This is a genomic window from Vibrio sp. 1751, assembly GCF_033339895.1.
Lineage (GTDB): Bacteria > Pseudomonadota > Gammaproteobacteria > Enterobacterales > Vibrionaceae > Vibrio > Vibrio alginolyticus.
The window spans coordinates 13472-26398 of the sequence record NZ_JAWOVM010000062.1 but is presented as its reverse complement, the minus strand read 5'-3'; the positions used below and the strand labels follow the sequence as shown (position 1 = coordinate 26398).

Genomic DNA, 12927 nt, shown 5'->3' with positions numbered 1-12927 from the left:
GTTAAAGGAAGAGAAGTAATGAGTAACCCACATGCTGACAGGTTGATAGCGTTTCTTATCTCCAGTGGCATCAAAGACCAAAGAGTTCTGGATGCTATCCAACGCTTGCCACGAGAAAGCTTTGTTTCTCAAGCGATGATGCACCAAGCCTATGATAACAATGCGTTACCAATTGGTCAGGGACAAACTATTTCTCAGCCTTATATCGTTGCTCGTATGACCGAGTTGCTTGAGCTAGAACCGGCGAGTCGTGTTCTGGAAATCGGAACGGGATCGGGTTATCAAACCGCGGTACTGGCGCAAATTGTTGATCATGTATACTCCGTTGAGCGAATTAAATCGTTGCAATGGGAAGCAAAGCGTCGCCTGAAGCAATTGGATATCTACAATGTTTCAACTAAGCATGCTGATGGGTGGCAGGGCTGGGAAGCGCGAGGTCCTTTCGATGCTATTATTGTTACCGCTGCCGCTGAAGTGATTCCCCAAGCTCTTCTCTCACAATTAAGAGATGGCGGCAAAATGGTCATTCCTGTTGGAGATACGGAACAACAGTTATTAAAAATAGAGCGTAAGGGAGACGAATATCTCTCTACCGTTGTAGAAATGGTTCGGTTCGTACCTCTGGTTGCGGGTGATTTAGCTTAAGGGTTAGGGATAGGTGAATAAGTTACTACGTCATATTGGTATTAGCTTTGTGTTTGCTGCAGGACTAGTTGGTTGTGCAGCGCATTCCCCTGCACCTGTCTCTAGCCTAAAAAAAGACTATTCAAGCCTTGAAAGAGGGAGTTACAGAGGGAGTTATTATGAGGTAAAAAAAGGCGATACACTTTACTTCATAGCTTATGTCACAGATAAAGATGTAAATGATCTTGTTCGTTACAATGAGTTAACTCAGCCTTACACTATCTACCCAGGACAGAGGCTAAAACTTTGGGCTCCGAAATATGTCGCCCCTAAATATGGTCAAAAAGTTGAACCCGTTGTGGCTCCTGTTGTTACGACCCCCCCAGCTCCAGTGACGAAAACATCAACAGCCTCTAAACCTAAACCTTCGAGTAAAAACTCTAGTCAAAAACCTACAGAGACTAAGCCTAAAGTCGTACAAAAACAGCCTCCAAAGAAGGTTGAACAATCGAAAACAAAGGAGTATGTTGGTTCAAAAGATAACCAAAAAGTGAAGCAAAAAGCGCCAACTACCACAGCAAAGAGTGATAAAGTCTCAAAGTGGTTGTGGCCAACAAAAGGGAGAGTAATCAAGAACTTTTCGGCGGGAGAACAGGGAAATAAAGGTATCGACATCGCAGGACAGCGTGGTCAACCTATCGTTTCAACCGCAGCCGGCACAGTCGTTTATTCAGGCAATGCGCTACGAGGTTATGGCAACTTAATTATAGTAAAGCATAACGACAATTATTTAAGCGCATACGCACATAATGACAAACTGCTGGTCACAGAAGGACAAAGCGTAAAAAGCGGACAAAAAATCGCCACCATGGGTAGTTCAGGTGCAAAGTCGGTCAAACTACACTTTGAAATTCGCTATCAAGGTAAATCAGTGAATCCAAAACGCTATTTGCCTTAAAACTTTGAAAAACAACTTGCGACATCATTTAGCGACATATTGAGTTGTCATGTCTTGCTAACTCGCCAGGGGGAGGCGTTATGAGTATCAGCAACACAGTAACCAAAGTTGAAGAGTTTGCATTTGACAATGCGTCAGTGAAGACCATTGATAACGAACTCGAAAGATCATCACCCACAGAAAGCAAAGCGACTGCGCGTGAAGAATTTGACGCGAGCAGTAAAAGCTTAGATGCAACTCAGTTGTATTTGGGCGAAATTGGCTTCTCACCTTTACTTACTGCCGAAGAAGAAGTGCTTTACGCAAGACGCGCCCTACGTGGCGACGAAGCGGCACGCAAACGTATGATCGAAAGTAACCTACGTTTGGTTGTTAAGATTTCTCGTCGATACAGTAACCGTGGTCTAGCACTACTCGATCTGATTGAAGAAGGTAACCTCGGCTTGATCCGAGCGGTCGAAAAATTCGACCCAGAACGTGGTTTCCGTTTCTCTACTTACGCAACGTGGTGGATCCGACAAACGATAGAGCGAGCGTTGATGAACCAAACTCGCACGATCCGTCTACCTATCCACGTAGTGAAAGAGCTGAACATTTATCTGCGTACTGCGCGTGAACTTTCTCAAAAGCTCGATCACGAACCGACCGCAGAAGAAATTGCTGCTCAATTAGATATTCCAGTCGAAGACGTAAGCAAAATGTTACGCCTTAATGAGCGTATTAGCTCTGTCGACACGCCAATCGGTGGTGACGGTGAGAAAGCGCTGCTGGATATTATTCCTGATGCAAATAACTCTGATCCAGAAGTTTCGACTCAAGATGACGACATCAAATCATCGTTGATTCATTGGTTAGAAGAGTTGAATCCGAAACAGAAAGAAGTGCTTGCACGTCGCTTCGGCCTACTAGGCTACGAGCCTTCGACGCTGGAAGAAGTTGGTCGAGAGATTGGTCTGACACGTGAGCGAGTACGTCAAATACAAGTGGAAGGTTTACGTCGTCTTCGTGAAGTCCTAATCAAACAAGGTTTGAATATGGAAAACTTGTTTAACGTAGAAGACGATTAAATAATCCGTATTTCACTAGATACACAAAAGGCTATGGTTCCCCATAGCCTTTTTTCTTTTTTTCTCGTTGGTGTGAGTCTGCTTACAGCATCTTCTTCAAGCGATACAGCTCTTCAAGAGCTTGGCGTGGCGTTAAGTCGTCAGGATCAATACCTGACAGAGCTTGTTCGACCTCGCTAGGCTCTGGAATCAGGCTCAACTGGTTAGCCACATCTACTGCACTTGGACGTGGTGTGTCACTGTTTTGCCCCAGTTGCTCTAGCTGAGATAGCTTGTTACGCGCATTTTTGATGACCGTTTTTGGTACGCCTGCTAAGCCCGCAACAGCCAGGCCGTAAGACTTACTTGCCGCACCTTCTTGAACTGCGTGCATAAAGGCAATGCTGTCTCCATGTTCTACGGCATCCAAGTGAACGTTCGCTAAGTTTGGCAGCTGGCTTGGTAACTCTGTTAATTCGAAGTAGTGGGTTGCAAATAGGGTCATCGCACCAATTTGTGTTGCGAGCCATTCCGCACTTGCCCAAGCTAAAGACAGACCGTCGTAAGTACTAGTACCACGTCCGATTTCATCCATTAGCACCAAACTATTCTTAGTTGCGTTGTGAAGAATATTGGCTGTTTCGGTCATTTCTACCATGAAGGTCGAGCGGCCAGATGCAAGATCATCTGACGCACCAATACGAGTAAATATACGATCTAAAGAACCAATCTGTGCGGATTCTGCCGGTACATAAGAGCCGATATGTGCCATCAATGCAATCAGCGCAGTTTGACGCATGTAGGTTGATTTACCACCCATGTTTGGACCGGTGATGATCAACATCTTACGGGCTGGGTTAAGCTCAATTGGGTTCGCGATGAACGGCTCTGTTGTTACTTGTTCTACGACTGGATGACGACCAGCTTGAATGTGAATTCCTGCGTCTTTCACAAGCGTTGGGCGGCAGTAATCTAACGAATCTGCACGCTCTGCTAGGTTTTGTAATACATCCAGTTGAGACAGAGCAGAAGCTAGGTTTTGCAGCTTCTCAAGGTTTGGCATCAATAGATCAAACAGTTCTTCCCACAACTGTTTCTCAAGTGCTAACGCTTTAGATTTCGAGTTAAGTACTTTGTCTTCGTGTTCCTTAAGCTCTGGAATGATGTAGCGTTCAGCGTTTTTGAGTGTTTGGCGACGTACATAATGCGGTGGAACCAAATGGCTCTGGCCACGGCTCACTTGGATAAAGAAGCCATGAACGTTGTTATAGCCTACTTTAAGCGTATCGATACCGTGTCGTTCACGCTCATCTCGCTCAAGCTGCTCAAGATATTCTGTTGCACCGTCTGCCAATTTTCGCCATTCATCGAGCTCCGCATTGTAGCCTTCAGCGATGACGCCACCATCACGAATAACAACCGGCGGATTTTCTTTAATCGCGCGTTCTAACAGGTCACATACTTCGTCAATCGGAGCTGCATACTTCGCCAATTTCGTTAGGTACGGATGGGTCAAAGAAGCGGTGACAGATTCTAGCTCTGGTAGCTGTTGCATGGCATTGCGAAGTCTAGCCATATCGCGAGGGCGAGCAGAGCGTAATGCAAGGCGCGCTAAGATACGTTCAATATCACCAATTTGCTTTAACGTTGGTTGAAGATCGGCAAACAGAGCTTGTTCTTTAATCTCACCAATCGCATCAAGGCGATTGTTTAACGTTTCAATGCAACGCATAGGCTGATGCAACCAACGCTTCAGCATTCGGCTGCCCATCGGAGTTGCACAATGGTCGAGTACTGCAGCGAGCGTGTTATCGGTTCCGCCTGCTAGATTTTGAGTAATTTCCAGATTACGTCGGGTAGCAGCATCAAGGATGACGGATTGATCCTGATGATCAAACGTTAAAGAGCGAATATGAGGTAAAGCCGTACGTTGAGTATCTTTTACGTACTGGATCAAACAACCAGCAGCACACAGCCCTAAGGACGCATGTTCTACACCAAAACCAACCAGATCTTTTGTGCCAAATTGTTGATTGAGTTGTTGCTTAGCCGTATCAAGCTCAAACTCCCAGACTGGGCGACGACGGTTACCATTGCGGCTCGCCATTAAATGTACAGGTTCAAAATCTTCTGGGAACAGTAGCTCACGTGGTGCAGTGCGTTGAAGCTCGGCTGTCATCGCTTCTTCAGTTTCTGGTTCTGTCAGTTGGAAGCGACCAGAGGTGACATCCAGCGTCGCATAACCGAACTTACCGTTGTGATGGTAAATTGCTGCGATTAAGTTATCGACACGCTCAGAAAGCAGCGCTTCATCCGTCACAGTACCTGGTGTCACGATACGCACAACTTTACGTTCTACCGGGCCCTTGCTGGTGGCCGGATCACCAATCTGTTCACAGATCGCCACAGACTCACCAAGCTGAACAAGTTTTGCCAGGTAGCCCTCTACGGCGTGAAATGGCACACCCGCCATTGGGATAGGTTCACCTGCAGACGCACCACGTTTGGTCAATGAAATATCAAGAAGCTGAGAAGCTCGCTTGGCATCATCGTAAAAGAGTTCGTAGAAATCGCCCATGCGGTAGAACAGCAAAATCTCTGGGTTCTCAGCTTTTAGCTTGAGGTATTGCTGCATCATCGGAGTGTGTTTTTGTTCAGCTTTCACAGGTAAGTTCTTTTGTTTATTTCCGTAGCGGCTTAGGATACGTGAATCCCTATCAAGTAAAAAGAGACAAAGGGCATTTTGGCTATGGAAAAAACAACAAAATTGAGTGCCGATTTAGGCGCATTATTGGCTAAACACGGGCATCTTTTAACGACCGCAGAATCATGCACAGGTGGTGGTGTTGCAACCGCCATTACTGACATTGCTGGTAGTTCAGCGTGGCTTGACCGTGCGTTTGTCACCTACAGTAATGAAGCGAAAATGGAGATGCTTGGTGTGCAAGCTTCAACGTTAGAAGCGCATGGTGCAGTGAGTGAGCCAGTTGTGATTGAAATGGTACAGGGTGCAATTAAAAACTCCAATGCGACCATCGGTGTGTCCATCAGTGGTATTGCAGGGCCGGGTGGTGGCAGTGAAGAGAAACCAGTCGGCATGGTCTGCTTTGCTTTTGCTGATAACCAAAGTTGGCAGCAAGTCGAAACCATGCATTTTACTGGTGACCGTGCAGAAGTTCGCAAAAAAGCGGTCGAGCATGCGCTGACTCAATTGTATCAACATCTACTCTAGAATTTCTTAAATTGTTTTAGCCCAGCATTGATAAGGGCTAGAGCAAATCACGACTTTAGGTCAGCCAAATTTTTTTCATACAGGTATGGACACTGTATGAATCAACAGTATAATAACTTTCATTGCTGAGCAGTTCTTCTGCTTAAGAAAAATGAATTACTATTCGTCGCCCAAAGAAGATGAATAAATCGGAGAAAGTAATGGACGAGAACAAACAGAAAGCGCTCGCCGCTGCGCTAGGTCAAATTGAAAAGCAATTCGGTAAAGGCTCTATCATGCGCCTTGGTGATAACCGCGCAATGGACGTAGAAACCATCTCAACGGGTTCTCTTTCTCTTGATATCGCTTTGGGTGCTGGTGGTCTACCAATGGGTCGTATCGTAGAAATCTACGGCCCAGAATCTTCAGGTAAAACAACATTAACGCTTGAGCTTATTGCTGCTGCGCAACGTGAAGGCAAAACGTGTGCGTTTATCGATGCAGAGCACGCTCTAGATCCTGTATACGCGAAGAAACTTGGCGTAGATATCGATGCATTGCTAGTTTCTCAGCCAGACACAGGTGAGCAAGCGCTAGAGATCTGTGACGCACTTGCACGTTCTGGTGCTATCGATGTTATGGTTGTCGACTCTGTTGCAGCGCTAACACCGAAAGCAGAAATCGAAGGCGAAATGGGCGATAGCCACATGGGTCTGCAAGCACGTATGCTTTCTCAAGCAATGCGTAAGCTAACGGGTAACCTAAAGCAGTCTAACTGTATGTGTATCTTCATCAACCAAATCCGTATGAAGATTGGTGTGATGTTTGGTAACCCAGAAACAACAACAGGTGGTAACGCACTTAAGTTCTACGCTTCTGTTCGTCTAGATATCCGTCGTACTGGCGCAATCAAAGAAGGTGACGAAGTCGTAGGTAACGAAACGCGCATCAAAGTTGTTAAGAATAAGATTGCAGCACCATTTAAAGAAGCAAACACACAAATCATGTACGGCCAAGGCTTTAACCGCGAAGGTGAACTTGTCGATCTAGGTGTGAAGCACAAGTTAGTTGAAAAAGCCGGTGCTTGGTATAGCTACAATGGCGATAAGATTGGTCAAGGTAAAGCGAATGCGTGTAACTACCTGCGTGAGCACCCTGAAGTGGCTAAAACTATCGATACAAAACTGCGTGAAATGTTGCTAGCGCCAGCACTTGCGGAAGCGCCTGAAGCTGGTGAAGCGCCAGAGCAAGCTGAAGAGTTTTAATCTCTCATAGATTAATAAATGACAAAGCCCTGCAATGCGGGGCTTTGTTGTATCTATTGAAATCAAAAATCGAATTATCACAAAGGCCATTGAGAGCCTGTACAGCAAAAATACTTTTAGGATCATCATGTACCAAAAACGCCAGGCGCCAACATTATCGAGCAAAGAGGCAGCTATCCAATTGCTTAGCCGTCGCGATCATGGTCAGTATGAGCTTTACCAAAAATTATCGATGAAGGGCTATGAAGAATCAGACATCGACATCGCAATTAATTTTTGCCTAGACCATAATTATCTAGATGATTTACGTTACGCGAAGAGTCAAATTAGACAGCATGTATACAAAGGACATGGAGAGCGTCGAATTCGTCAAGAGTTAAACCAGAAGCGTGTTGCGGAATCGGTGATTGAGCAAGCTATGGCTGAAGAGCCGCAAGATTGGTTTGAACTGGCTAAACAGGCGGCAGAAAAGAAATTCAAAGGTATTAAAGCCAAAGACCAGAAAGAGTACGCTAAACAGGTGCGATTTCTGCAATATCGTGGCTACAGTTTTGACCAAATCAGCTACGCGCTGAACTTTGAGGACGAAGATTAACGGTCAGTCGTCCGCACTGATTTTTGTTTTGCTTCAAATTTTTTCTCCTACTCCCTCTTTTCCTCAAGAAAACTAGTCTCAGCTGTTTGCATGATCTACAATACGGCAAAATTCTAACTCGACTATTTTCAGGAAGAGCTGCATGTACATGAGCACTGATGAGGTTCGTAACGCGTTCCTCAAGTTCTTTGAGAGCAAAGGACACCAAATCGTAGAAAGTTCATCGTTAGTTCCACATAACGACCCAACCCTGCTGTTCACAAACGCAGGTATGAACCAATTTAAAGATTGTTTCTTAGGCTTAGAAAAACGAGCCTACACTCGAGCGACTACGGCTCAGCGTTGCGTACGTGCAGGTGGTAAACATAACGACCTAGAAAATGTTGGCTTCACTGCTCGTCACCACACATTCTTTGAAATGTTAGGCAACTTCAGCTTTGGCGATTACTTCAAAGAAGATGCGATCTCCTTTGCTTGGGAATTCCTAACCGAAGTTCTTAAACTGCCAGCGGATCGTTTATTGGTAACTGTTTACGAAACCGATGACGAAGCGTTTGACATCTGGAACAAGAAAGTTGGCGTGCCCGCTGATCGTATTGTTCGCATTGGTGATAAAGAAGGCGGCAAGCCGTATGAGTCTGATAACTTCTGGCAAATGGGCGACACTGGCCCTTGTGGTCCATGTACTGAAATCTTCTACGATCACGGTGAGCACATCTGGGGTGGCCGTCCTGGCACGCCTGAAGAAGATGGTGACCGTTTCATCGAGATCTGGAACAACGTATTCATGCAGTTCAACCGTCACGCAGACGGCACTATGGAACCGCTACCAAAACCATCGGTAGATACTGGTATGGGTATCGAGCGTATCTCTGCAATCATGCAGGGCGTTCACTCAAACTACGAAATCGATGTGTTCCAAGCTCTTATCAAAGCAGCAGCAGAAGTGATCGGTTACGAAGACCTATCAAACCAATCACTACGCGTTATCGCTGACCACATCCGTTCATGTTCATTCCTGATCGTGGATGGCGTTATGCCTTCAAACGAAGGTCGTGGTTACGTATTACGCCGTATCATCCGTCGTGCAGTTCGTCACGGTAACAAGCTGGGCGCACAAGGTGCATTCTTCCACAAGTTGGTTGGCGTTCTAGCTGACATCATGGGTACGGCTGGTGAAGAGCTGAAGCGTCAACAAGCTGTGGTTGAAAAAGTACTGCGTATCGAAGAAGAAAACTTTGGTCGTACACTTGAGCGCGGTATGGCTATTCTAAACGAAGCACTAGATAACCTAGACGGTAAAGTACTGGACGGCGAAACCGTATTTAAACTTTACGATACTTACGGCTTCCCAGCTGACTTAACTAACGACGTAGCACGTGAGCGTGAATTCGCAATCGACGAAGAAGGTTTCGAGAAAGCGATGGAAGAGCAGCGTCAACGTGCGCGTGAAGCGGGTAACTTTGGTACTGACTACAACGCAGCAATCAAAGTTGATACGCAAACAGAATTCTGTGGTTACACAGCTACTAAAGGCTCTAGCTCTGTAGCTGCGATGTTCGTTGAAGGCAACGAAGTAGATTCACTATCTGCGGGCGACAAAGCAATCATCGTACTTGGTGAAACGCCATTCTACGCAGAGTCAGGCGGTCAGTGTGGTGACGCTGGTGAAATCCGTACTGAGTCTGGTGTATTCCACGTTGAGGACACTCAAAAACTAGGTAACGCAATCGCGCACCACGGTGTAATGGCAGAAGGCGTTCTAGCGAAAGGTGATGAAGTAGCAACTATCGTTGACGCAGAGCGTCGCGCAGCTATCTCTCTAAACCACTCAGCAACGCACTTGCTACACGCAGCACTACGCCAAGTTTTAGGTGAGCACGTAACGCAGAAAGGCTCATTGGTGAAGGCAGACAACCTACGTTTCGACTTCTCGCATCTAGAAGCCGTAACTGCAGCAGAACTGAAAGAAGTTGAGCGTCTAGTTAACGCGCAAATTCGTCGCAACCACACGATTGAAACCAACGTGATGGACATTGAGTCAGCTAAGAAGAAAGGCGCAATGGCTCTATTCGGCGAGAAGTACGATGACGAAGTACGCGTACTGTCTATGGGTGACTTCTCGACAGAGCTTTGCGGTGGTATTCACGCATCAAGCACAGGTGATATTGGCCTATTCAAAATCACTTCAGAAAGCGGCATTGCTGCAGGTATTCGACGTATTGAGGCGGTAACAGGCGAGGCTGCATTAGACGCGATTGAAGCTCAAAACGCGAAGTATGAAGAGAAACTGGCAGAATCTGCACAGAAAGCAAAAGCGCTAGAGAAAGAAGTGCAGAAGCTAAAAGATAAGATGGCGGCAGCAGAAAGCGCTAACATCATGGGCAAAGCGGTTGAAGTCAATGGTACAAAAGTTCTAGTCGCAGCTCTTGAAGGTGCTGACAGCAAGAACCTACGTACTATGGTTGATGACATCAAGAACCAAATGGGGTCTGGTGTCGTACTGCTTGCCAACGTAACAGGTGACAAGGTTGGCCTGATTGCTGGTGTGACTAAAGATCTAACTGGTAAAGTAAAAGCTGGTGATCTAGTTAAGATGATTGCTGAGCAAGTCGGTGGTAAGGGCGGTGGTCGTCCTGACATGGCTCAAGCTGGTGGTACTGATGTAGCCGCACTACCAGAGGCAATTAAAACAGTTCAGCCTTGGTTAGAAGAGCGCTTATAAGCTTTTAACTACTAAAATTACGCTCAATCAAGTTTCTTTGATTGAGCGTAATTTTTTTTAGCAGCCAAGTGGTTTAATTGACCAAAAGTTAACCGAGTCATTTAGGCTATTTGGTTTTTGTTGTAACTACTGCTTATATAATTTTTCTAAAAGGAAATACTGACGATGTAAGCAGTTCTAAAGAGACTTCGGTCTTGGGAAGGTGAAGACTGGTGAAAAAGCCCCTTATCGTGCAAAAGTTTGGCGGAACCTCCGTGGGTTCAATTGAAAGAATCCACCAAGTTGCTGAACACATCATTAAGGCGAAAAATGATGGCAATCAAGTTGTTGTTGTCGTGTCTGCAATGTCAGGCGAAACAAACAGACTGATGGACCTCGCTAAACAGATAGATAGCGTGCCTACAGCTCGAGAACTTGATGTTTTGCTCTCTGCTGGTGAGCAAGTGTCAATGGCACTGTTAGCAATGACACTCAATAAATTGGGTCATGCTGCACGCTCGCTTACCGGAGCACAGGCGAATATTGTGACGGATAATCAACACAATGACGCAACGATTAAACACATTGATACTAAGACAATTCTGGGATTGCTTGAGCAAGACCAAATCGTGATTGTTGCAGGCTTTCAAGGTGTGAATGAGAACGGGGATATCACCACATTAGGTCGAGGTGGCTCAGATACGAGCGCTGTGGCACTGGCAGGCGCATTGCGCGCTGATGAGTGTCAAATCTTTACCGACGTTGATGGTATTTATACTTGTGACCCACGTGTAGTGAAAAACGCGCGAAAATTGGCGGTTATCGATTTTCCTTCCATGGAAGCGATGGCAAGCCGAGGCGCGAAAGTATTACATTTACCTTCAGTGCAATTTGCATGGAAGAATAATGTGCCACTGCGCGTGCTTTCGACATTTGATGTTAATGAAGGCAGTCTGGTAAAGGGGGAGTTAGGCAATCAAGCCGTCTCTGGTATAGCCATTCAACGTGACCTTGCCATAATCGAAGTCGATAAAGAACATTTATCTAGTGCTACAAAACAATGTCAGATGTTGGGTATCGACATTTGGAATGTGATCGAGGAAACAGAACGGGCAGGCATCATGATAAAACAAGATGCATGTGCCAAGTTCGATCTGGTGTTCAGCGACAAAATCCGTAATAGTGAAGTGGTAAGCCTGTTGACCGCTGTGGGGCTTGAGGCCAATGGAATGGTAGAGCACGCATGCGATTTGTTGGCAAAGCGAGATATTGAGATCAATTTCAGCGCAACGAATGCACTCACTATGATGCTAGTTTTAGCACCCGAATGTGTGGATACAGCAGCAAACATTCTGCATGATGCTTACATTACGTCTAGTGAAGCATTAAACATTCAACAAAAACATGCCTTTTTAGGCTGATTTTCGCTAACAAGGTAGTTTACGAAAATATAACTTTTGTTGGATAATAGCTTTGTAGCAAGAAAATTTAGAGATTACTCAAGGAGCAAAGAATGCTAATTTTGACTCGCCGCGTAGGCGAAACACTGATGATTGGTGATGAAGTGACTGTAACTGTACTAGGTGTTAAAGGTAACCAAGTGCGTATCGGCGTTAACGCTCCGAAAGAGGTTTCAGTTCACCGTGAAGAAATCTACATGCGCATTCAAGCTGAAAAAGGCAATGGCAACGTTGCTTCAGGTAACTACTAAGTCGCTCCTGTTTACAGAGCTTAGTTTGAATGAAAAAGGCTAACCGAAGGGTTGGCCTTTTTAGTTTTTACTGTTTTTGAAAATTTGCAGAAACTATTGTGTTGAGTATGGCTGTGAATTCATCAATAATGTTGATTCGAACTTCAGAAAGTTATTTGAAAATAAATGTCTTTTTTTCAGAGAAGACTCTCTTTTTTTCATCATAATAGAGTGATAAAGTTCGTTTAATAGTCACTTTGATTAAATCAGCAACGGTTAAGCCAGTTTCGTAGATTTTTTCAAAGAAAGTGTTTGACATATTTTCGGTAAAACGTAATATGTGCCTCCGCAAGACGGTGAGGTGGCCGAGAGGCTGAAGGCGCTCCCCTGCTAAGGGAGTATACGGTTTATCCCGTATCGAGGGTTCGAATCCCTCCTTCACCGCCATTCTTGCAACGTTGATTTATCAACAAAAAGTGCGTCCTTAGCTCAGCTGGATAGAGTACCTGGCTACGAACCAGGCGGTCGGAGGTTCGAATCCTCCAGGACGCGCCATATCTCTTTTGAGATATAACAATGAAAACGGTGAGGTGGCCGAGAGGCTGAAGGCGCTCCCCTGCTAAGGGAGTATACGGTTTATCCCGTATCGAGGGTTCGAATCCCTCCTTCACCGCCATTCATTGACTGGCCCGATGGCCTTTTTTTTGTTTCGTAAGAAATGAATGTGATTTACTTCACAACTTCTTAGCAAGAAGATCTGCGCGTCCTTAGCTCAGCTGGATAGAGTACCTGGCTACGAACCAGGCGGTCGGAGGTTCGAATCCTCCAGGACGC

10 protein-coding genes and 4 tRNA genes are annotated in these 12927 nt (G+C 45.6%); 13 read left to right on the top strand and 1 reads right to left on the bottom strand.

Annotation, left to right across the window (positions count from 1 at the left end):
• Positions 1-18 precede the first annotated feature (18 nt).
• The 3 genes from R7041_RS17030 (at position 19) to rpoS (ending at position 2649) form a co-directional block, all read left to right on the top strand.
• Complete coding sequence (locus R7041_RS17030) at positions 19-645, top strand: protein-L-isoaspartate(D-aspartate) O-methyltransferase (protein WP_005380892.1); 627 nt, start codon at positions 19-21, stop codon at positions 643-645.
• 13 nt (positions 646-658) lie between these two features.
• Positions 659-1582 carry a peptidoglycan DD-metalloendopeptidase family protein gene (locus R7041_RS17025; protein WP_017633546.1) on the top strand — a complete coding sequence of 308 codons (924 nt, stop codon included), beginning with the start codon at positions 659-661 and terminating at the stop codon, positions 1580-1582.
• An 80-nt stretch (positions 1583-1662) separates the two neighbouring features.
• Entirely contained in the window at positions 1663-2649 is a 987-nt protein-coding gene (rpoS, locus tag R7041_RS17020) for an RNA polymerase sigma factor RpoS (RefSeq protein WP_064368766.1), read from the top strand.
• 82 nt (positions 2650-2731) lie between these two features.
• Here the strand turns inward: rpoS and mutS are convergent, their stop codons facing one another.
• Entirely contained in the window at positions 2732-5293 is a 2562-nt protein-coding gene (gene mutS, locus R7041_RS17015; RefSeq protein ID WP_005380877.1) for a DNA mismatch repair protein MutS, read from the bottom strand.
• Between the two features lie 84 nt (positions 5294-5377).
• Here mutS and pncC point away from each other — a divergent pair, with 84 nt between their 5' ends.
• The 10 genes from pncC (at position 5378) to R7041_RS16965 (ending at position 12927) form a co-directional block, all read left to right on the top strand.
• Positions 5378-5860 carry a nicotinamide-nucleotide amidase gene (gene pncC / locus R7041_RS17010; protein WP_017633544.1) on the top strand — a complete coding sequence of 161 codons (483 nt, stop codon included), beginning with the start codon at positions 5378-5380 and terminating at the stop codon, positions 5858-5860.
• 200 nt (positions 5861-6060) lie between these two features.
• Entirely contained in the window at positions 6061-7104 is a 1044-nt protein-coding gene (gene recA / locus R7041_RS17005; RefSeq protein WP_005380874.1) for a recombinase RecA, read from the top strand.
• 127 nt (positions 7105-7231) lie between these two features.
• A complete protein-coding gene (gene recX, locus R7041_RS17000) occupies positions 7232-7699 on the top strand; it encodes a recombination regulator RecX (RefSeq protein ID WP_005383799.1) in 468 nt (155 codons plus the stop codon).
• Between the two features lie 142 nt (positions 7700-7841).
• Complete coding sequence (alaS, locus tag R7041_RS16995; protein ID WP_005383801.1) at positions 7842-10424, top strand: alanine--tRNA ligase; 2583 nt, start codon at positions 7842-7844, stop codon at positions 10422-10424.
• A 212-nt stretch (positions 10425-10636) separates the two neighbouring features.
• A complete protein-coding gene (locus R7041_RS16990; RefSeq protein ID WP_005383803.1) occupies positions 10637-11824 on the top strand; it encodes an aspartate kinase in 1188 nt (395 codons plus the stop codon).
• A 92-nt stretch (positions 11825-11916) separates the two neighbouring features.
• The gene (gene csrA / locus R7041_RS16985) at positions 11917-12114 is read left to right on the top strand and encodes a carbon storage regulator CsrA (protein WP_004415691.1); all 198 of its coding nucleotides are present in this window, start codon (positions 11917-11919) and stop codon (positions 12112-12114) included.
• A gap of 334 nt (positions 12115-12448) precedes the next feature.
• A tRNA-Ser gene (locus tag R7041_RS16980) sits at positions 12449-12540 on the top strand.
• 31 nt (positions 12541-12571) lie between these two features.
• Positions 12572-12648: transfer RNA gene (locus R7041_RS16975), tRNA-Arg, on the top strand.
• A gap of 29 nt (positions 12649-12677) precedes the next feature.
• Positions 12678-12769: transfer RNA gene (locus tag R7041_RS16970), tRNA-Ser, on the top strand.
• An 85-nt stretch (positions 12770-12854) separates the two neighbouring features.
• Positions 12855-12927, top strand: a tRNA-Arg gene (locus R7041_RS16965).

Coding starts and splice junctions, on each gene's coding strand:
- rpoS (WP_064368766.1), top strand. CDS start 1,663: ATGAGTATCAGCAACACAGTAACCAAAGTTGAAGAGTTTGCATTTGAC.
- R7041_RS17030 (WP_005380892.1), top strand. CDS start 19: ATGAGTAACCCACATGCTGACAGGTTGATAGCGTTTCTTATCTCCAGT.
- recA (WP_005380874.1), top strand. CDS start 6,061: ATGGACGAGAACAAACAGAAAGCGCTCGCCGCTGCGCTAGGTCAAATT.
- recX (WP_005383799.1), top strand. CDS start 7,232: ATGTACCAAAAACGCCAGGCGCCAACATTATCGAGCAAAGAGGCAGCT.
- csrA (WP_004415691.1), top strand. CDS start 11,917: ATGCTAATTTTGACTCGCCGCGTAGGCGAAACACTGATGATTGGTGAT.
- alaS (WP_005383801.1), top strand. CDS start 7,842: ATGTACATGAGCACTGATGAGGTTCGTAACGCGTTCCTCAAGTTCTTT.
- pncC (WP_017633544.1), top strand. CDS start 5,378: ATGGAAAAAACAACAAAATTGAGTGCCGATTTAGGCGCATTATTGGCT.